The following is a 19,354-nucleotide window of genomic DNA, read 5'->3' as shown; positions in this document are numbered from 1 at the left end:
CTCCGTCGAGCAAACAGGGCGGGCCAGGCCACTGCAAGGGCCAATGATGAGGCTGTGGCTCGTTCTGGGTGGCCACCGGGCGGGCAGCGTGGCCCGTGCGCCGCACCCCGTTGCGGACCGGAGTCCGTCCTCGAACCCCCGAAGTCCGTCCTCCGACCACCGGACAGGCCGGGCAGTCGGGCAGCCAGGCCGGGGGCGGACCGGGCCCCGCGCCACAGGCGGCCAACGCCCCAGGCGGTGCGGGCACACGGGCACTGACCGGTACCCTTGCCCGCCGTGACCGCAACCATGATCTGGATCCTCGTCGCGCTCGTCCTCATCGGGCTCTACCTGAGCTGGACCGCAGGCCGTCTCGACCGCCTGCACGCGAGGATCGACGCCGCCCGCGCCGCGCTCGACGCCCAGTTGCTGCGGCGCGCATCGGTCACGCAGGAACTCGCCACGTCCGGAGTGCTCGATCCGGCTTCCTCGATCGTGCTGTACGAGGCCGCCCACGCCGCACGCCAGGCCGACGAGGAGCACCGCGAGGTCGCGGAGAGCGAGCTCAGCCAGGCGCTGCGTGCCGTGTTCGGCGAGACGGAGCAAGTCGAGGCGGTAAGGGAGGCCCCGGGCGGCGACGACGCCGCGAACGAGCTCGCAGCGGCGGTGCGACGCGTCCCCATGGCGCGCCGGTTCCACAACGACGCCGTCCGCGCCGCCCGCGCGCTGCGCCGGCACCGCAAGGTCCGCTGGTTCCGTCTCGCCGGTCACGCCCCGTTCCCGCTGGCGTTCGAGATGGACGACGAGCCCCCGCTCGCGCTCGCGGACCGTCCTGCCTGATCCGCCAGGCGACGCACGCGACGCCCTTCACGGTGGTGGGCCGGCTCCGACCGCCCGGTCAGGACCCGGGCCGCGTCTGAGAACTCCCGCCTGGCAGGCGGCGCCTGGCACGCACACTCGCTGCGTCGTCGAGACCGTCCGAGTACGCCCCGTACGAGGACGGCCTACCGCCTCGCGATGGCACGCACCGGACGCCGCGGGCCCCGCCCTTCGAGCGGACGATGCTCCTTCTCAAACACGGGCCTAGTCGCGCGCCAGGCCGAAACGGGCCATCAGGCCGGGTCGTTCCACCGCCGCCACCGAAGCGGCACCGTCCGTCACGGTCTCGTAGACCGCGAGGATGTCCGCCCCCACCGTCGACCAGTCGAAGCGCCGGACATGCGCGCTGCCCCGCGCGCTGAGCTCCTCCCGGCGGGCCGGGTCACCGAGCAGCCGGACCGCCGCGGCGGCCAGCGCGTCCGCGTCCTCGTTGGCGAAGAGTTCACCCGCGGCGCCCTGGTCCAGGACCTGGACGAAGGCGTCCAGGTCGGAGGCCAGCACCGGTGCGCCCGCCGAGAGGGCCTCGACCAGGATGATCCCGAAGCTCTCGCCGCCCGTGTTGGGTGCGACGTACACATCGACGCTGCGCAGCAGCCGGGCCTTGTCCTCGTCGCTCACCATGCCGAGGAACTCCACACGCGAGCGCATCTCCGCGGGGAGGGAGGCCACAGCCTCCTCCTCGTCGCCGCGCCCGGCGACGAGGAGCCGGGTGTCCGGGCGCTCCGCGAGGATCTTCGGGAAGGCCTTCATCAGCACGGGCAGGCCCTTGCGGGGCTCGTCGATGCGGCCGATGAAGCCGATGGTGTCCCCTCCGGCTTCGCCGGAGGCGCGCCCGCCCTGCCACTCGGCCTTGGGCTCCGCCGTGGCGAAGAAGTCCACATCGACGCCGTTCGGGATGACCACGGCGTCGCCACCCAGGTGCTCGACCAGGGTCCGCCGGGCGTACTCGCTGACCGCGATACGGGCACTGATCTTCTCCAGCGCGGGCTGGAGGATCGGGTACGCCGCGATCATCGCGCGCGAGCGAGGGTTGGAGGTGTGGAAGGTGGCGACGATCGGCCCCTGCGCCGCCCAGCAGGTCAGCAGCCCTAGGGAGGGTGAGGCGGGTTCGTGGATGTGGATGACGTCGAAGGTGCCGTCGTGCAGCCAGCGCCGTACGCGGGCCGCGGAGAGGAAGCCGAAGTTGAGCCGGGCGACCGAGCCGTTGTAGGGCACGGGCACGGCGCGCCCCGCGGAGACCACGTACGGGGGGAGCGGGGTGTCGTCGTCGGCGGGAGCGAGTACGGACACCTGGTGCCCCAGCCGGATCAGGTGCTCCGCCAGGTCCCTGATGTGGAACTGCACGCCACCGGGGACATCCCAGGAGTACGGGCAGACGATGCCGATCCTCATGCCCTCGGCTCCTCGAGGTCCGCGAGCCAAAGACGCTGAAGCATGTGCCAGTCCTCCGGGTGTTCGGCGATTCCGGTGGCGTAGGCATCCGCCAGCGCCTGTGTCATGACAGACGTCTTCTCGGCCCGGGTACCCGTCTCCGGTACGTCGACAGGTGGGTGGACACGGCCCTGCATGACCTCGGTGTCGTCGTACCAGAGGGTGACGGGCAGCAGCAGGGCCCCGGTCTGCTGGGCGAGCAGCGCCGGCCCGGCCGGCATCCGGGCCGTCTCGCCGAAGAACTTGACCTCGATACCCGAGGCGGAGAGGTCGCGGTCGGCGACCAGGCAGACGAGACCGCCCTCGCGCAGCCGGCGGGCGAGGGTGCCGAACGCGGAGCCGCCGACGTGCGGCAGCACCTCCATGCCGAGCGACTCGCGGTAGGCGACGAACCGGTCGTACAGGCTCTCCGGCTTGAGGCGTTCGGCGACCGTGGTGAACGGGGTGTCCAGGGCACGGGTGACCCAGACACCGGCGAGGTCGTAGTTGGCCATGTGGGGCAGCGCGAGCACAACACCGCGGTCCGACGCGATGCCGTCGGTCAGCCGGTGGACCTCATTGATGTGAACGCTGTGCCTGACGCGTTCCTGGTCCCAGGTGGGCAGCCGGAAGGACTCCATCCAGTAGCGCATGTAGGAGCGCATTCCGGCCTGGGAGAGTGCGGCGAGCCGCTCGGGGCCCGCGTCGGGGACGACCCGGGCGAGGTTGGACTCCAGGCGCAGCACGCCCTTGCCGCGGCGCTTCCAGGCGGTGTCGGCGATCCTGCGGCCGAGTCCCGTCGCGGCGGGCTCAGGCAGCTTCTTCACCGCGGACCAGCCCAGTCCGTACAGCGCGTCCGTCAGCCGTTCCTTCATGAAGCCGCCCCACTCCCCTCTGATGACGCCCCGGCGTCCGCCTCGGCCGCCTCGCGACGCACCGTCACCACCCGCTGCCCCAGGGTAACCAGGGAACCCACCGCCACGATCCACAGCGCGATCGGCAGCAGGATCTGGATACCGGGCACGCCGAAGCCGTGCAGCCCGGCGAGACCGGCCGCGACCAGCGAGATGACCAGTCGCTCGGCACGCTCGACCAGCCCGTTCACGGCGACCGGCAGGCCGATGGACTCGCCCCGCGCCTTGGTGTACGAGACGACCTGCCCGCTGGCCAGGCAGAAGATGGCGACGGCGCACATCATGTTGTCGTCGCCCTTGCCCGCGTACCAGAGGGCGAATCCGCCGAAGATCGCCCCGTCCGCCACCCGGTCCAGCGTCGAGTCGAGGAAGGCGCCCCAGCGGCTGGAGATGCCGGCCTGGCGGGCCATGTTCCCGTCGACGAGGTCCGAGAAGACGAACAGGGTGATGATGATCGTGCCCCAGAAGAACTCTCCGCGCGGAAAGAAGGCCAGCGCCCCCACCATCACTCCGGCCGTGCCGATGAGCGTGACCGCGTCGGGGCTCACCCCCCTGCGGAGCAGAAACGCGGCGAACGGTGTGAGGACACGCGTGAAGAACGCACGCGCGTACTTGTTCAGCATGGCCGTCCCGGGATTCTGTGGGGCCGTGCGGCCCCAATGGCCACCGGCGGGCCCATCGTAGTCAAGCCGGTCGCGGGCGAGCGGACTCCCCCGGTCACGTACGACGTATGGACGCACCGTGAAGGGAGTGGAAAGCTCGAAAGACCACCGCGGGCATGTGCCGGAGCGAGCGACTCGTTCCGGCCGGGGGTCTCCCCGACACGGCGCCCCCGGGTCCGCGCCCTCACCTCACCGTGCACGCAGTCGGGAGGAACGAATCATGGGCGACAAGGCAAACGCACACCCCGGAGCCGCCGGCAGGGCTACGACGGCCGACCGGCCCTCATCCGTACGGAATGTGGTGCTGGTCGGCCACAGCGGCTCAGGCAAGACCACACTGGTCGAGGCCCTCGCGCTGACCGCCGGAGCGGTCAACAGGGCGGGTCGGGTCGAGGACGGCGGGACGGTCTCAGACTACGACGAGATCGAACACCGCCAGCAGCGCTCGGTACAGCTCAGCCTCATCCCGGTCGAATGGGGCGGGTACAAGGTCAATCTGCTGGACACCCCGGGATATGCCGACTTCGTCGGGGAGCTCAGGGCCGGTCTGCGAGCAGCGGACGCGGCCCTTTTCGTTGTCTCCGCGGCCCAGGAGGCCGACGCCGTGGCCGCTTCCACCCGGATGGTGTGGGAGGAGTGCGCGGCGGTGGGCATGCCACGAGCCATCGTGGTCACCCACCTGGACACGGCCCGCACCGGCTATGACGACCTCACCCGGATCTGCGGGCAGATCTTCGGTGGCGACGACCCCGACGCCGTACTGCCGCTCTATCTGCCCCTGTACGGCCCCGAGGCCGCCGACGGGCACGCTCCGGTGACCGGGCTGGTGGGTCTGCTGACGCAGAAGCTGTTCGACTACTCGGGCGGCGGGCGCGCGGAGCAGACACCGGCACCGGATCAGCTTCCGCTCATCGAGGAGTCACGGAACCGGCTCATCGAGGGGATCATCGCGGAGAGCGAGGACGAGACCCTCATGGACCGCTATCTGGGCGGCGAGGAGATCGACCTCAAGACGCTGATCGACGATCTGGAGAAGGCCGTCGCCCGGGGAGTCTTCCACCCGGTGCTGTTCGCGGCGCCCGCCGCGGACGGCGGGAAGCAGGGTCTCGGCACCATCGAACTTCTGGAGCTGATCACGGGCGGGTTCCCGACCCCGCTCGAGCGCGAGGCGCCGGCGGTCACCACACCCGAGGGAGCGCCGCGTCCGGCGATCAGCTGTGACCCCGACGGGCCGCTGGTCGCGGAGGTGGTCAGGACCGCCTCGGACCCCTATGTCGGGCGGCTTTCGCTGGTGCGGGTGTTCTCGGGGACGCTCCGCCCGGACGAGACCGTGCATGTCTCCGGGCACGGTCTGACGGACCGCGGCCATGAGGACCATGATGTGGACGAGCGGGTGGGGGCGCTGACCTCACCGTTCGGCAAGCAGCAGCGCACGATGGGGGCGTGCATCGCGGGCGATCTGGCCTGTGTCGCCAAGCTGTCGCGGGCGGAGACGGGCGACACGCTCTCGTCCAAGGACGATCCGCTGCTCATGGAGCCGTGGGCGATGCCGGACCCGCTGCTGCCACTGGCCATCGAGGCGCACAGCAAGGCGGACGAGGACCGGCTGTCACAGGGGCTCTCCCGGCTGGTCGCCGAGGATCCGACGATGCGCCTCGAACAGAACCAGGACACGCACCAGGTGGTGCTGTGGTGTCTGGGCGAGGCCCATATGGACGTGGCGCTGGAACGGCTGCGGAGCCGGTACGGAGTCCAGGTGGATGTGGTGCCGCACAAGGTGTCGCTGCGGGAGACGTTCGGTGAGCGGTCGGAGGGGCGGGGCCGTCATGTGAAGCAGTCCGGTGGGCACGGCCAGTACGCGATCTGCGAGATAGAAGTCGAGCCGCTGCCTGCCGGTTCGGGCATCGAGTTCGTGGACAAGGTCGTGGGCGGCGCGGTACCGCGGCAGTTCATCCCGTCCGTGGAGAAGGGCATCAGGGCGCAGGCGGCGAAGGGGGTGGCGGCCGGCTATCCCCTGGTGGATGTGCGGGTGACGCTGCTGGACGGCAAGGCCCACTCGGTGGACTCGTCCGACGCCGCGTTCCAGACGGCGGGTGCGCTGGCGCTGCGCGAGGCGGCGGCCGAGACACGGATCCATCTGCTGGAGCCCGTGGCCGAGGTGCAGGTGATGGTGCCCGACGAGTACGTGGGCGCGGTCATGAGCGATCTGTCGGGCCGCAGGGGCCGGGTGGTCGGCACCGAACAGGCGGGCCAGGGGCGGACGTTCGTACGGGCCGAGGTGCCGGAAATCGAGATCGGGAGGTACGCGGTCGATCTGCGGTCGATCTCGCACGGCACCGGCCGCTTCGACCGTTCGTACGCCCGGCATGAGGCGATGCCACCGCAGTTGGCGGGCAAGATCAGGGAACAGGCCGAGGCCGCCTAGGCCGTGATGGAGAACGAGCGTCGTCCGCCCGAAGGGCGGGGCTCGCGGCGTCTGGTGCGTGCCATCGCAAGGCGGTGGGGGTTCCCCCGCCGGAGGCAGGGGGAGGTCGTCCTCGTACAGGGCGTACTCGGACGAGTCGACAACGCGGCGAGTGTGCGTGCCAGGCTTCGCGAGCCAGGCGGGAGTTCTCAAACACGGGCCAGGAGTTGTGCGTACCGCCCGTCGTACCCCCTTGCGGCGGGCGGTATTTCATGGTGATGAGGCGGACACAGCGCGTCCTCGATACGCTGGGGTGCCCAGTTCAGAAGGTGTGCGGGGCGCGGTAGCGGGGAACAGGTCGCGGTGCCGGAAGATTTCGGCGACTACCGCGAATGCGGCGATGGGGGCGGTGCGGTGGCGGAGCAGGCATTCGATTTCTCTCCCGGGGCACAGGTCCCGCTCCAGGGTGCGGCCGGGCAGACGGCGGCGACACACGCGCTCGCCTCGGCGGCCTACCGGGACGGCAAGGTCGACGAGATACTCAAGGCCAACAGCGAGTGGCACGAGTCCAAGGTGACCAAGCCCAAGATCAAGCTGTTCGAGCCGAGTCTGGGCGAGGCGTTCTCCCGGGCCGTCCAGGTGCGGCTGCTCGGCGGCGGGCGCAAGCCCCTGATCCAGTCCTTCGGCACCGAGCCCCAGACCGTGGTCGAGCACGCGCTCGCCGCGAACGGGATCCGCAGGCAGCGGGACGCCAAGCTCACCGCGATCATGGCGGTGTTCGGGCTGCTGTTCCTCCCCGGGATGCTGCTGTGGATAGCCGTGTTCGCGCTGCGGCGGATGGTCGCCGGGGCGCAGAACAAGCGGATGGGGGCACTGGGCGGGGCGCTGATGGCGGGGATCGCCCTGCTGGGGGTGATCTTCCTCCTCAAGCTGCCGTTCACCGGTTTCCTGGGCGCCTACCTGCGTGCCATGATCGTCGCCCCGGTGATCGGCTGGTGGCTGGCGAAGCGGATCTGCCTGGCCACGGCCAAGGACATGCGCGAGCGCTGGGACAGCCTGCTGTCCGGCGGCGGAATCGGCGCGAAGGTCCCCGAGGCGGTGCCCGGCCACCCCAACGAGACCGCGGCCGAGCAGCTGCGCCAGGGACTGGAGCTGCTCACGGCGGAGCAGCACGCCAACTCGGTGTTCTACGCCGGCCCCAAGGGGATACTGGGCATGGGGACCCGCTGGGGCAGCTGGCAGCTCGCGGAGGAGCTGGTGGCGAAGGCACCGGCCAAGGAGTTCCACCAGTTCCGCAGCTGGGACGTCATCAAGGTGATCCACGACCAGCTCACCCTGCTCCAGCGCGGCCCCCTGCACACGGGCGGTTTCCCCGCCCCTTCGGTGAAGCACTGGGTCGTGGTGCCGGTCGGGGAGAACGCGGCGGAGGTGGCCAGGCCCGAGGGCCAGGACGTGGACAACAGGTACCAGGTCCGGCGCCACGAGATACAGCGCATGTGCGACCACCAGCAGTTCGGCAGCGGCAACCGCCACTATCTGGGGGTGCAGTTCACGCTGTGGGACGGCCAGTTGGTGATCACCATGATGATCACGGTGACCGTGCTGTACGAGACCCTTCGCATCGAGGTGACCGGCCATGCGCTCGGTCCCGTCCACCCCCTGTTCACGTCCAAACCGGCACCGAAGACCGTGGAGGTCCCGAAGACCGTGCGGTTCTGGGAGACCGACACGCGGACGATGCCGCTGGTGGAGACGCCCGAAGTGGTGCGGCTGATGGTCAGGGCACCGTTCACCTGGTACCCGCCGCTACTGGACTTCCTCGGCGGGAAGCTGGTCCTGCCGGAGCCCTTCGGGCTGCGGCACGCCTGGGCGGACAAGCCCTGGCGGCACCGGTTCATGGCGGATGACGCCATGCGCGCGGCCACCCCCGTGCTGCGGGTGACGCATGCCGCCGCGATGAGGGTGCTGGAGGAGAACGGGGTGGACACCGAGCGCTTCAGCAACCGGTCCCTGATCGTGAGCGGAATGGTCCAGGACCCGATGCCGCGCAAGGCCGATGTCTACGACGCGTAGAACGACCGCGGCCGGAGTGCCGCCCGCGGGACCGGGGGCGGCACCCGCTCCAGGTCATCCCTGAGGCCAGGCCTCCGCCAGCATCTTCCGTGTGTCGGCGAGGAGTTGGGGCAGCACCTTGGTGTGCCCGACCACCGGCATGAAGTTGGTGTCGCCGCCCCAGCGGGGCACGAGGTGCTGGTGGAGATGGGCGGCGATACCGGCCCCCGCCACCGAGCCCTGGTTCATCCCGATGTTGAAACCGTGCGCTCCTGAGGCCGTACGCAGCGCCGCCATCGCGCGCTTGGTGAAAGCGGCGAGCTCGGCGGTCTCCGCCTCGTCCAGGTCCGTGTAGTCGGCGACATGCCGGTAGGGGACCACCATCAGGTGCCCGCCGTTGTACGGGTACAGATTGAGCACCGCGTACACGCTCGCGCCGCGTGCGATGACGAGTCCGTCCTCGTCGGACTTCGAGGGAATGGAGCAGAAGGGGCAGCCGTCCCCGGCTCCCGGCCCGGTCGGCTTGTTCTCCCCCTGGATGTACGCCATCCGGTGGGGGGTCCACAGACGCTGGAAGGCGTCCTGGATCCCGACTCCGATCTGCTGCTCCGGCTCACTCGTCATGTGGTGCAGCATATGACTTCGACCGTTCGCAGCGTGTCGCCGGGGCGGACCCTGGCGGACTCCGGGCGATGCTGGGCCGATGGACGTCGATGACGCGCTCACCCCGCTCCAGCGCTGGGAGCAGCGGGTTGAGCTGCCGCTGTTCTGGGCCTCGCTGGTCTTCCTCGCGGCTTACTCGGTAATCGCACTGGCCCCGGACTCGGAACGGGCCTGGCGTGACATCGCCCTTGCGGTCGCTCTCCTGATGTGGGCGATCTTCGCGGCGGACTACGTGGTGCGGCTGCGGCTGAGCGGTCAGCGGCCCCGCCGCTTCCTTCGGACGCACTGGCTGGACACCCTGGTTCTGATCCTTCCACTGCTGCGCCCCCTGCGGCTGCTCAAGGTCTATACCGCGGTGCAGAGCAGACGGGAGACGCCGAAGCTGAGTCTCCACGCGCGGGTCATCTCCTACGCGGGAACGGGAGCCGTCCTGCTCGGCTATGCCGGAGCCCTCACCGTCTACCAGGCGGAGCACGACGCGCCGGGGGCGTCGATCCGTACCTTCGGGGACGCCCTGTGGTGGGCCTCCGAGACGCTGACGACCGTCGGCTACGGCGATGTCACGCCCGTGACCCAGCTGGGGCGGCTGATCGCGGTCGGGATGATGATCTGCGGCCTGGCCCTGCTGGGCGCGGTGACGGGTTCGTTCTCGTCCTGGCTGGTGCAGATCTTCACCAGGGAGGACGAGAAGAGGCCCCCGGAGGACGGGCATCCTCCGGGGGCCTCTTTCTGAACGCTGCGGCGGGGACGCGTCAGACCTGTACCCGGCGCTCCACCACGTCAGCGAGCTTCGCCAGCGCCTCGTCCCGGGGGATGCCGTTCTCCTGCGAACCGTCGCGGTAGCGGAACGACACCGTCCCCGCGTTCATGTCGTCGTCACCGACGATGATCATGAACGGAACCTTCTGCTTCTGCCAGTTCCTGATCTTCTTCTGCATCCGGTCCGAGGACGCGTCCACCTCGACGCGCAGCCCGCGCTTCCGGGCATCCGCGGCGAAGTCCTGGAGGTACGGGACGTGGGTGTCGCCGACCGGGATGCCCGCTGCCTGTACCGGCGCCAGCCACGCCGGGAAGGCGCCCGCGTAGTGCTCGAGCAGCACCGCGAAGAAGCGCTCGATGGAGCCGAACAGAGCGCGGTGGATCATGACCGGTCGCTGCTTGGTGCCGTCGGGGCCGGTGTACTCGAGGTCGAAGCGCTCCGGCAGGTTGAAGTCGACCTGGATGGTCGACATCTGCCAGGTACGGCCGATCGCGTCCTTGACCTGGACCGAGATCTTCGGGCCGTAGAAGGCGGCGCCACCCGGGTCGGGCACCAGCGGCAGGCCCTGCTTCTCGGCGGCCTTGCGCAGCACCTCGGTGGCCTCTTCCCAGACCTCGTCGGAGCCGACGAACTTCTCCGGGTCCTTGGTGGACAGCTCCAGGTAGAAGTCGGTCAGACCGTAGTCGCGCAGCAGGTCGAGCACGAAGGTCAGCAGCGAGTCGAGCTCGTCCGCCATCTGCTCCTTGGTGCAGTAGATGTGCGCGTCGTCCTGGGTGAAACCGCGGGCCCGGGTCAGGCCGTGCACGACACCGGACTTCTCGTACCGGTACACCGTCCCGAACTCGAAGAGCCGCAGAGGCAGTTCACGGTAGGACCGGCCCCGGGCATCGAAGATCAGGTTGTGCATCGGGCAGTTCATGGGCTTGAGGTAGTAGTCCACGCCCTCGTCGAGCTGCATGGGGGGGTACATGCCCTCGGCGTACCAGTCCAGGTGGCCGCTCTTCTCGAAGAGCTTCCCCTTGGTGGCGTGCGGGGTGTAGACGAACTCGTAGCCCGCCTCCTCGTGCCGGCGCCGCGAGTAGTCCTCCATGGCCCGGCGGATGACGCCGCCCTTGGGGTGGAAGACGGCGAGGCCGGAGCCGATCTCGTCCGGGATGGAGAAGAGGTCCAGCTCGGAGCCGAGCCTGCGGTGGTCGCGCTTCTCGGCCTCGGCGAGGAAGTCGAGGTGCGCCTTGAGCTCGTCCTTGGACGGCCAGGCGGTGCCGTAGATGCGCTGGAGCATCGGGTTCTTCTCGCTGCCGCGCCAGTAGGCCGCGGCGTTGCGCATCAGCTTGAACGCCGGGATGTTGCGGGTGGTCGGCAGGTGGGGACCGCGGCAGAGGTCCTTCCAGCACAGCTCACCGGTCTTGGCGTCCAGGTTGTCGTAGATGGTCAGCTCGCCGCCGCCCACCTCGACATCGGCGCCGTCGTCGCTCGACGCCGAGCCCTTGAGACCGATGAGTTCCAGCTTGTACGGCTCGTCCGCGAGCTCGTCGCGGGCGGCCTCGTCGGTGACGACCCGCCGCGAGAAGCGCTGGCCGCGCTTCTGGATCTCCTGCATCTTCTTCTCGATGGCCTTGAGATCCTCGGGCGTGAACGGCTTCGCCACGTCGAAGTCGTAGTAGAAGCCGTCCCTGACCGGCGGGCCGATGCCCAGCTTGGCCTCGGGGAACAGCTCCTGCACGGCCTGGGCCATCACATGCGCGGTGGAATGGCGCAGGATGTTGAGCCCGTCCTGGGAGGAGATGCCGACCGGCTCGATCTCCTCGCCGTCCGCGACCTCGTACGCCAGGTCCCTCAGCTCACCGGCCACCCGCGCGGCGACGACGGTCCGGTCGCCTGCGAAGAGCTCGGCCGCTGTCGTGCCCGTGGTCACCACGCGCTCTTCCCGCTCGGAATCGCGTTGGATGATCACACGGACGTCCGACACCGGTCTCTCCTGCCTGATGGGGGAGCACGCTCCGATTCGGTGCGTGCGCGATAGGCCATGCTACCGAGCCGAGCAGCCCGCCCGCGAAACGGTTGGCGGGCCGGGCGTCACAGCGCGGAGGGCACGGCGCGACTGCCCCCGGTCAGTCCTCCGAGCCGCAGGCCTCCTCGAAGAAGTCGAGGTTCTCGTGGAGCGCCTTCATCAGCCGGTCCCGTTCCGCGTCGTCGACCTGCACCGGCACCACGCCCGTCGCATCGCTCAGGCGCCGGAAGCCGCCGCGGCTTTCGAGGCGGCCGATGACCCGGATCGGCAGTCCCACCAGATGCGCGTGGCCGGCCGTCCGGTACGACTCCTCGTCGAGCACGGCGCGGACATGGGGGACCTCGGCCCCCGCAAGCACCCGCAGCCGCACGGTGCCCTCGCCGCGGGTGCCCGAGCGCCGCATCCGTACCACCGCGCCGGTGATCCGCACCGGGACGGACGGTTCCTCGCGGAGATAACGGGCGCCGGCCGCACGCAGGGCGGGCAGGTCCCCGGGGGAGAACTCGATGGGTTCGGGGCGGGCCGCGCAGCCTTCGGGCACACCCGCCGCTGGTGACCAGGCCAGCGCGACCCGGGCCCCTTCGGTGCCGCGCACCAGCGCCACGACGGCTTCCGTGAGCTCCCGGCTCACGCCCGCCTGGACCGCCGTGTCGAACGCGTCCATCCCGCCGGTGGCCCGCTGGTAGTCGACGGCCTCACGGGTGGCGGCGAGCGCGTGGTGCAGGCTGACGGCGACGGACCGGCCGCCCGTCACCGGTACGAAGGCGGTGAGCCCGCGTCCGCCCGGTGCCGGGCCGACCAGGACGCCCTCCAGCGCGGCGATTGCCTGTCGCCGGTGCCTCGCCCCGTGGTAACCGGCCCGGCTCCGTGCCGCGAGGGCCCCCGCGAGCAGCAGTTGCCGTGCCGCCGACCGCAGTTGTTCCTGCACCGTCCAGGCCACCGCCCCGGACGGGTCCTGCGGGACGTCCCGCCACCAGCGGATCTCGTCGCTCGGCACCGACAGCCCCACGAGCACCTCCCGGGCCGAGGGAGCGGCCGACCGGGCCAGAGCCGTGAGCGCCTCGCTCAGCAGGTCGTCCGCGTCCGGGAAGGCCCGGCTCTCGGGCACCAGCAGGCTGGTGCTCCCGCCTGCCGGACCGGGCGGGGTCCAGCGGGCGTACCGCCCCACCGCTCCCCCGCGCCTGCGCCAGCCGTGCCGGTCGAGCAGTGCCGCCAGCACGGCGGGATCGACGCCCGACGGGTCGGGGCCGTCCCCGCCGTACCAGGGCGCCGGTACGTCGTCCGGCAGCGGAAGAGGCAGCGGGTGCGGGCGGGGCAGTGGGGAACTGGTCCGTGGCGGTGGTGGTTCGCCGATCGGGCGGTGCATCAAGGTCTCCCTCCCGTCCCGACCCGGGTCATGATCTCGCACAGCGCCCGGTCGTCGAAGACGCGCGCGACCGGGATCCGCACGGTCGTCCGGCGCCGGCCGGTCACCGGGTGGCCGGCCAGATTGGTCCAGTAGCAGCAATGCCTCAGATCGAGCCGGTCGTGGCTGGCCCGCAGCCACTCCTCCCGAGTCCTCGGCACGATCATCACGACAAGGATCTTGTGCACGGACACCGGTGTCCGTGCCAGCTTCACCAGGTGCGCGTTGTCGAGCGTGAACGAGAACGCCGGACCCGGCGGGTGCGGCGCCAGTTGGTAGGTCGCCTTGAGCTGGACCTTGATGGTGACTTCGTCGTCGACGGTGTGTCCGGGAGCGCTGTGGCTGACGTGCCAGTCGATCCCGTTGTCGGGGAACGGCTGGGACAGCGAGCAGCCCGCGGCTGCCGCCACCGCGTGGAGATACCCCACCTGAAGGGTCTCCATGCAGGCGGTGGTGGCGAGTGCTCCGCGCAGCGGTACGGTCCGCTCGGGCAGCGCACCCGGTTCCGGCTGCGCGAGCGCCATGGCTCCGTCTGCCTTCCCGGCTGTGCCGATTCTGTTTCGTTGCGGGGCTCGGTCCCCGCCCCCCTGCCTTCGGCGAGCGGGGACCCACTTCGGATCACTCGCCCGAGTCCGCGACGGGATGTCAGATTCCTGTCCCGCCATCTGTGTTGTCACCCACCTGCGTACCGCGCAAACAGGGCGGGTATCACCGGTTCGGGCAGGGCATCACGCCATCTGCCCGGCTTGGGCGAGGAGTTCGGGGATGACGCAATGGTTTGAGGGGCCCCTGGCCGCATTTGACACCGAGACAACGGGCGTGGACGTCGATGGAGACCGGATCGTCTCCGCGGCGTTGGTCGTCCAGGATTCGGCGGGTGGACGTGCGCGCGTCACCGCCTGGTTGGTCAACCCGGGCATACCGGTACCGGCGGAGGCCATCGCCGTGCACGGTCTGACCGAGGAGCATCTCCAGCACAACGGCCGCTGGCCCGCTCCGGTCATGGAGGAGATAGGCCGGGCGCTGGCCGAGCAGTGCGCGGCGGGCAGGCCGCTCGTCGTGATGAACGCGCCCTTCGACCTGACCCTGCTGGACCGCGAACTGCGGCGGCATCGCGCCTCGTCGCTGGCGCACTACCTGGAGCATGTGTCGATGTGCGTCCTGGACCCCCGGGTCCTGGACAAGCATCTGGACCGCTATCGCAAGGGCCGGCGCACGCTCACCGATCTGTGTGCCCACTACGGGGTCGCGCTGGAGGGAGCGCATGACGCGGCAGCCGACGCGACCGCGGCGCTGGAGGTCATACGGGCTCTGGGACGGCGGTTCGCCGGGCGTCTGGAGCGCTTGTCGCCCGCGGAGCTGCATACGCTCCAGGCGGTGTGGCACGCCGCACAAGCACGGGGCCTCCAGGCGTGGTTCGCCCGCAACGGATCGGAGGAGGCGGTGGATCCGGCCTGGCCGCTGCGCCCCGAGATGCCGGCACAGGCGGCGTGAGTTCCGGAACGCCGTGCCTCCGGAACGCACAGAGGCCGGTCCGTCATACGACGGACCGGCCTCTCCCGGTGGGCGATACTGGGTTCGAACCAGTGACCTCTTCGGTGTGAACGAAGCGCTCTCCCACTGAGCTAATCGCCCGGGAACGCACCGAACCATACAGGTAGCGGCGGGTTTCCTTCAAACCCCTTCCGCGTCCCGCGCCAGATACGCGGTGAGCCCACGGCGTCCCGCGCGCATCATCGCCGCGTGATTGACCCGGAAGGCCGGTCGCCCGATCAGCGCGAGGCGCCGCATCAGCGGGCGGTTCACCACCACTTCCTGGTCGTAGCGGAGGCGGGTGCCGCCGTCCACGCCCGGCGCGAGGATCCAGCGGGCCCAGCCGACGAGGTCCCCCTCCAGCCGCGCCTCCAGGACACCCGCTTCGGGATCCCTGCGGCTGCTGCTCACGGTGACGACGAGGTCATAGGGCAGGAACGAGCGGAAGCGGGCCGTGCAGGACCGGTCGTCGAGTGGGACGGCCTCACGGACCTGGGGCCACCACCGGGGGTAGTGCTCGGCCTGCTCCAGCACGTCGTAGACGCGTGCGGGCGGTGCCGGGAGCTGCCAGCGGCTTCGGAAGCGGTAGTGATGCCAGTCCATAACCCGAGTGTGCGCCGGATCCGCGCCATGCATGTACGTACTCACCGATGATCTGAGTACGTACGCGCATACCGGCCGGATGTGCCCGGGACCACACTCCCCCCATGGAAAACGCACTGCCGCCCGCCGACGAGCTGCGGCTCATCGACGGCGAGCTCGCCCAACTCGACGTACGACGCGCCCAGTTGCTGAACCGAAGGGCCTGGCTGGTGCACACCCTCCAGGCGCTCGGGACTCGCGGCGCGGGCCAGGCAGCTGCTCACGGACCGGCGTGGCCCGCGCAACGCGCGCCCTGGGTCGCACCGGCGTCCGGGCCGAGCGCCCAGAACGTGCTGCTCACGCTGGGCGGGATCCTGCTGACGATCGCCGCGATCGCGTTCACCGTGGTCAGCTGGGGCCATCTCGGCATCGGAGGACGGTCCGTGGTGCTGGGCCTGGTGACGGCGGCGGCTCTGGCGACGCCGTTCCTGCTGCTGCGGCGCGGGCTCACGGCAACCGCCGAGGCGGTCGCGGTGCTGGGGCTGGTACTGACGGTGCTTGACGCGTACGCCCTGCGCCGCGCCGCACTGCCGGACACGGATGCCGTGCGGTATGCGGCCGTCGCCGCCGGCGTGCTCGCCGCGGTGTGGGCGGGCTACGGACTGCTGCTGCGCAGGCTGCGCACCCCGCTGCCGGTGGCCGTGATGGCCGCACAACTCCCGCTGCCGCTCTGGGCGCTGGGGACGGACGCGAGCCTGTCGGCGACGGTGTGGGCGACACTGGCCACGGCAGCGTTCGATATCGCTGTCGCACTCCTGGCGAAGCCGGTGGCCATCCGCGCGACGGCGGCCACAGGCGCCGTACTGACCGGTGGCTGGTCACTGCTGGCTGCGGGCTGGCTGTCTTTGATGGCGGACTCCCCGGCACTCGCACTGGAACCAGGGCTGCTGCTGCTCGCGGCCGGCGGCCTGGCACTCGGCGCCGCATGGCGGGAGCCGTCGACGGCCCCGGTGACAGCCGCGGTGGCGGGACTCGCCGCAGTGGCGGCCGCAGGTGGTGTGGTGCGGACCATGGTGCCCGCTTCCTGGGTGGTGCCCGGCTATCTGCTGTGTGCGGTAGCCCTGCTGGGTGTCGTACGGATACCGGTGCCGCGCGGTGTGCGCACCGGCCTCTGCGTCGCGTCGGGTCTGGTGCACGCCATGGCCACGGTCCTGGCGCTGCCGTTCGCGCTCCTCACGATGGCACGCCCGCTGTCCGGTATCGGCTCGGTCTGGTCCGGCGCCCCTGCCTCTGCGTCGCCCCTGCCCGGCCTGTCCACGGCACTGCCGATCCTGGTCGTGGTCGCGGCGGTCCTCTGGGCGGCGCCCCGCCTGCTTCCCGCCGTCCCGCTCCCCCGTGCCGCCACGACCTGCGCTGCCCTCGTCCTGACGTGCTGCGCCGGGTTCACCATGACCGCCCACCCCTCCCTGCCTCATGCGGGGATGCTGGCTCTCCGGCTGCTGCTGGTGACGGCGATGCTCGCGGTGACCGTCCTGGCCGACCGCGGAGCGTTCGAGGCCGGGCGTGCCCGTGTCGTGCCGGGCGCGGACAGCCCGGCCGCGGGGGCGGCAGACCCGCCCCGGGCCGGGGGCCCGCTCGCGCTGACCGGGCTCGTCTGCGCTGTGGCCGGGGCGCTGAGCGTGGCTGCGCTGAGCCTGGCCACCCGCCCGGCGACCTTCACCGTGCTCGCGGTGCTCGGCGTGGTGTCCGCCGTGGCGGCCGCGGCGAGCCGTGGGGCCGTCCTCGCCGCCGTGACCGCGTGCGCCGCCGTGGTGTGGGGTGCGGGGCTCGTCGGCGCGACGGCGGCGGCCGCGGGGCTCCCCGCTCATCAGGCCGGCCTCGCTCTGCTCGCGGTACCGGCCACCACCGCGCTGCTCGCGGCGCGGCTGCGCCCGCACCCTGTGGCGCTTCCCGTCGAGCTCACGGGGGCCGCGGCTGGTCTGGTCGCGCTCAGTCTCGCGGTGCCGCATGCGCCGACCCTGGCGCTGGCGCTGGCCCTCGCGGGTGTCATCGCCGGGGGTACCGCGCTGCGGGCGGACCGGCGCCCGTTCGCCGGGTACGTCGCCGTGGTGCTGTTCGTGGCGGCCACCTGGATCCGTCTGGCCGCATCCGACGTGTCGGCGCCGGAGGCGTACACGCTCCCCGTGACCGTTCCGGCGCTCGCCGTGGGTCTGCTGCGGCGGCGCCGGGACCCGGAGGCATCGTCGTGGACGGCGTACGGCGCCGGGCTGGCCGCGACGCTGGTGCCCAGTCTGATCGCGGCCTGGGGTGACGTGCACTGGCTGCGTCCGCTGCTCCTCGGGCTGGCCGCGCTGGCGCTCACGCTCGCCGGTGCCCGGCTCCGCCTCCAGGCGCCGATGGTGCTGGGCGGGCTGACGCTGGGGCTGGACGCGCTGCATGAGCTCGCCCCGTATGTCGTCCAGGTCGTCGGGGCCCTGCCCCGCTGGCTGCCACCCGCTGTCGCGGGACTGCTGCTCCTCGCGGTCGGGGCGACATACGAGCGGCGGCTGCATGATGCGCGCAGGCTGCGCGAGACGCTGAGCCGGATGCGCTGAGGGAGCCTGTCCCGGCCGTGCGAGAGCTGAGCCGAACGGGTGAAATTCCGAAGGCCCCGGAGACGGCTGTCTCCGGGGCCTTCGGTCCGGGTGGTGGGCGATACTGGGTTCGAACCAGTGACCTCTTCGGTGTGAACGAAGCGCTCTCCCACTGAGCTAATCGCCCGGGCGCACGGCACACATTACCCCATGTCAGCGGCACTCCATGACCATCGCGACGATCATCACGCGGTCACCCCGCCGACACCTCCGTCACCGTGTGTCACGGTTCGTCGCTACTCATCGATCTTCCAGGGCATGGCGAGCCCGAACTTCCAGAAGTAGATGCCGGCCAATACGCCGATGATCACCAGGCCGACGGACGTGAGGATGATGTTCCGCCTGCGCACCTTGGGGTCGAGGGCCCGCTGTGCGGCCTCCGTCACCTTGCGTTTCGTCCAGCGCAGCACCAGCTGGGCCCAGACGAACTCAGTCGCCCAGATGGCCATACCGGCGAAGATCACCAACCAGCCCGGGCCCGGCAGGGGCAGCATGATCACGCCCGCCGAAACGACGGCAAGGCCGAGAATGAACACGCCGACCTGCCAGCTGAGATGCAGCGTACGGCGCGCCTTCACGAATTCCGGCGCCCTGGATCCGAGTGGCTGCTCGGCAGCCCGCTCAGCACCCACCGCGCCCTCAGCCACATCCCCCGCGACGGGTTCGGGGGCCAGAGCCGCGCCACCCTTCGCCCGCTCGTCACTCTCCGCATTCATGAAGCCCAAAGTACCTGACGGGAGCCCCTGCGGGAATGACCACAGAGTCGGACATCGCACTCCTCCGTACGGGGTACCCGGAGGATCACAAAACGGACAGAGGGGTTTACAACGGCACCGTAGGTGGCATGTCGATTTCGCCGACGTGCGAATCCCCGAGCGCACACTGAGCGAAAGGCCCTGGCGCTTATGAACACCACGGTCAGCTGCGAGCTGCACCTGCGCCTCGTTGTATCGAGCGAGTCCTCACTGCCTGTACCCGCGGGCCTGCGGTATGACACGGCCGATCCTTATGCCGTGCACGCCACCTTCCACACCGGAGCCGAGGAGACGGTCGAATGGGTGTTCGCCCGCGATCTCCTCGCCGAGGGCCTGCACCGGCCCACCGGCACCGGTGACGTCCGAGTCTGGCCGTCGCGCAGTCACGGCCAGGGCGTCGTCTGCATCGCGCTGAGCTCCCCGGAGGGCGAGGCCCTCCTCGAAGCGCCTGCGCGGGCTCTGGAGTCCTTCCTGAAGCGCACCGACGCAGCGGTGCCACCGGGCACCGAGCACCGCCATTTCGATCTTGACACCGAGCTCTCGCACATCCTGGCCGAGAGCTGAACCTGGCCGGGAACCGCACGGCGCCGTCCGACTCGGGGAGACGGCACCGCACGGAAGGCGCGTAGGGCGCGCAGAAGACGATGGCGCCGTAAACGACGGCTCACACCCGGCCGAGGCCCCCGCCCTCCGCGGTGGGCGGATCCAGGAC

Annotated in this window: 16 protein-coding genes and 2 tRNA genes; 7 read left to right on the top strand and 11 right to left on the bottom strand. The window is 70.8% G+C overall.

The features are described 5' to 3' along the window. Positions 1–276 precede the first annotated feature (276 nt). On the top strand, positions 277–819 hold the full coding sequence (locus ACFV6V_RS09560; RefSeq protein ID WP_385561556.1) for a hypothetical protein: 543 nt from the start codon (positions 277–279) through the stop codon (positions 817–819). Between the two features lie 243 nt (positions 820–1,062). On the opposite strand, the gene ACFV6V_RS09555 is transcribed toward ACFV6V_RS09560, so the two are convergent. The 3 genes from ACFV6V_RS09555 to pgsA are packed head-to-tail and all read right to left on the bottom strand — an operon-like array spanning position 1,063 to position 3,805. Next, the gene (locus ACFV6V_RS09555; RefSeq protein WP_385561553.1) at positions 1,063–2,250 is read right to left on the bottom strand and encodes a glycosyltransferase family 4 protein; all 1,188 of its coding nucleotides are present in this window, start codon (positions 2,248–2,250) and stop codon (positions 1,063–1,065) included. Next, positions 2,247–3,143, bottom strand: coding sequence for a phosphatidylinositol mannoside acyltransferase (locus ACFV6V_RS09550; RefSeq protein WP_385561550.1), 897 nt, complete (start codon positions 3,141–3,143; stop codon positions 2,247–2,249). The genes ACFV6V_RS09555 and ACFV6V_RS09550 overlap by 4 nt, the downstream gene beginning before the upstream one ends. Next, positions 3,140–3,805 (bottom strand): phosphatidylinositol phosphate synthase, encoded by a 666-nt coding sequence (gene pgsA, locus ACFV6V_RS09545; RefSeq protein ID WP_361285833.1) that lies wholly within the window; start codon positions 3,803–3,805, stop codon positions 3,140–3,142. The genes ACFV6V_RS09550 and pgsA overlap by 4 nt, the downstream gene beginning before the upstream one ends. Before the next feature lie 259 nt (positions 3,806–4,064). Between pgsA and ACFV6V_RS09540 the strand changes: the two genes are divergently transcribed. Further along, entirely contained in the window at positions 4,065–6,269 is a 2,205-nt protein-coding gene (locus ACFV6V_RS09540; RefSeq protein ID WP_385561547.1) for an elongation factor G-like protein EF-G2, read from the top strand. 393 nt (positions 6,270–6,662) lie between these two features. After that, entirely contained in the window at positions 6,663–8,321 is a 1,659-nt protein-coding gene (locus tag ACFV6V_RS09535) for a hypothetical protein (RefSeq protein ID WP_385561799.1), read from the top strand. Positions 8,322–8,375: 54 nt separating this feature from the next. Here ACFV6V_RS09535 and ACFV6V_RS09530 read toward each other — a convergent pair whose 3' ends face one another. Continuing rightward, a complete protein-coding gene (locus ACFV6V_RS09530) occupies positions 8,376–8,936 on the bottom strand; it encodes an HIT family protein (RefSeq protein ID WP_385561544.1) in 561 nt (186 codons plus the stop codon). 67 nt (positions 8,937–9,003) lie between these two features. On the opposite strand from ACFV6V_RS09530, the gene ACFV6V_RS09525 reads away from it, so the two are divergent. Beyond that, the gene (locus ACFV6V_RS09525; protein ID WP_385561541.1) at positions 9,004–9,696 is read left to right on the top strand and encodes a potassium channel family protein; all 693 of its coding nucleotides are present in this window, start codon (positions 9,004–9,006) and stop codon (positions 9,694–9,696) included. A 19-nt stretch (positions 9,697–9,715) separates the two neighbouring features. Here ACFV6V_RS09525 and thrS read toward each other — a convergent pair whose 3' ends face one another. The 3 genes from thrS to ACFV6V_RS09510 all read right to left on the bottom strand — a co-directional run bounded on the left by thrS (position 9,716) and on the right by ACFV6V_RS09510 (position 13,663). Continuing rightward, positions 9,716–11,692 (bottom strand): threonine--tRNA ligase, encoded by a 1,977-nt coding sequence (gene thrS, locus ACFV6V_RS09520; protein WP_385561538.1) that lies wholly within the window; start codon positions 11,690–11,692, stop codon positions 9,716–9,718. A 142-nt stretch (positions 11,693–11,834) separates the two neighbouring features. Next, a complete protein-coding gene (locus ACFV6V_RS09515; protein ID WP_385561535.1) occupies positions 11,835–13,100 on the bottom strand; it encodes a hypothetical protein in 1,266 nt (421 codons plus the stop codon). Continuing rightward, complete coding sequence (locus ACFV6V_RS09510; protein WP_385561532.1) at positions 13,100–13,663, bottom strand: DUF4365 domain-containing protein; 564 nt, start codon at positions 13,661–13,663, stop codon at positions 13,100–13,102. Before ACFV6V_RS09510 ends, ACFV6V_RS09515 begins: the two co-directional genes overlap by 1 nt. A gap of 241 nt (positions 13,664–13,904) precedes the next feature. Here ACFV6V_RS09510 and ACFV6V_RS09505 point away from each other — a divergent pair, with 241 nt between their 5' ends. After that, positions 13,905–14,633: a 3'-5' exonuclease gene (locus tag ACFV6V_RS09505; RefSeq protein WP_361285811.1), complete on the top strand. Its 729-nt coding sequence runs from the start codon at positions 13,905–13,907 to the stop codon at positions 14,631–14,633. A gap of 69 nt (positions 14,634–14,702) precedes the next feature. On the opposite strand, the gene ACFV6V_RS09500 is transcribed toward ACFV6V_RS09505, so the two are convergent. Together ACFV6V_RS09500 and ACFV6V_RS09495 are read right to left on the bottom strand one after the other, a co-directional pair. Continuing rightward, a tRNA-Val gene (locus ACFV6V_RS09500) sits at positions 14,703–14,774 on the bottom strand. A gap of 39 nt (positions 14,775–14,813) precedes the next feature. Then, positions 14,814–15,275 (bottom strand): SRPBCC family protein, encoded by a 462-nt coding sequence (locus tag ACFV6V_RS09495; protein ID WP_385561529.1) that lies wholly within the window; start codon positions 15,273–15,275, stop codon positions 14,814–14,816. A gap of 104 nt (positions 15,276–15,379) precedes the next feature. Between ACFV6V_RS09495 and ACFV6V_RS09490 the strand changes: the two genes are divergently transcribed. Beyond that, positions 15,380–17,848, top strand: coding sequence for an SCO7613 C-terminal domain-containing membrane protein (locus ACFV6V_RS09490; RefSeq protein WP_385561526.1), 2,469 nt, complete (start codon positions 15,380–15,382; stop codon positions 17,846–17,848). Positions 17,849–17,939: 91 nt separating this feature from the next. Here the strand turns inward: ACFV6V_RS09490 and ACFV6V_RS09485 are convergent. Together ACFV6V_RS09485 and ACFV6V_RS09480 are read right to left on the bottom strand one after the other, a co-directional pair. Then, positions 17,940–18,014: transfer RNA gene (locus tag ACFV6V_RS09485), tRNA-Val, on the bottom strand. Between the two features lie 109 nt (positions 18,015–18,123). Beyond that, positions 18,124–18,603, bottom strand: a complete 480-nt coding sequence (locus ACFV6V_RS09480) for a TIGR02611 family protein (RefSeq protein WP_385561523.1) — start codon at positions 18,601–18,603, stop codon at positions 18,124–18,126. A 189-nt stretch (positions 18,604–18,792) separates the two neighbouring features. Between ACFV6V_RS09480 and ACFV6V_RS09475 the strand changes: the two genes are divergently transcribed. Continuing rightward, the gene (locus ACFV6V_RS09475; RefSeq protein ID WP_003959770.1) at positions 18,793–19,206 is read left to right on the top strand and encodes an SsgA family sporulation/cell division regulator; all 414 of its coding nucleotides are present in this window, start codon (positions 18,793–18,795) and stop codon (positions 19,204–19,206) included. Positions 19,207–19,354: the final 148 nt, after the last annotated feature.

The sequence above is a fragment of the Streptomyces sp. NPDC059828 genome (assembly GCF_042731955.1).
In the GTDB taxonomy this organism is placed as follows: Bacteria; Actinomycetota; Actinomycetes; order Streptomycetales; family Streptomycetaceae; genus Streptomyces.
This window is presented reverse-complemented; position numbering and strand designations above follow the sequence as displayed.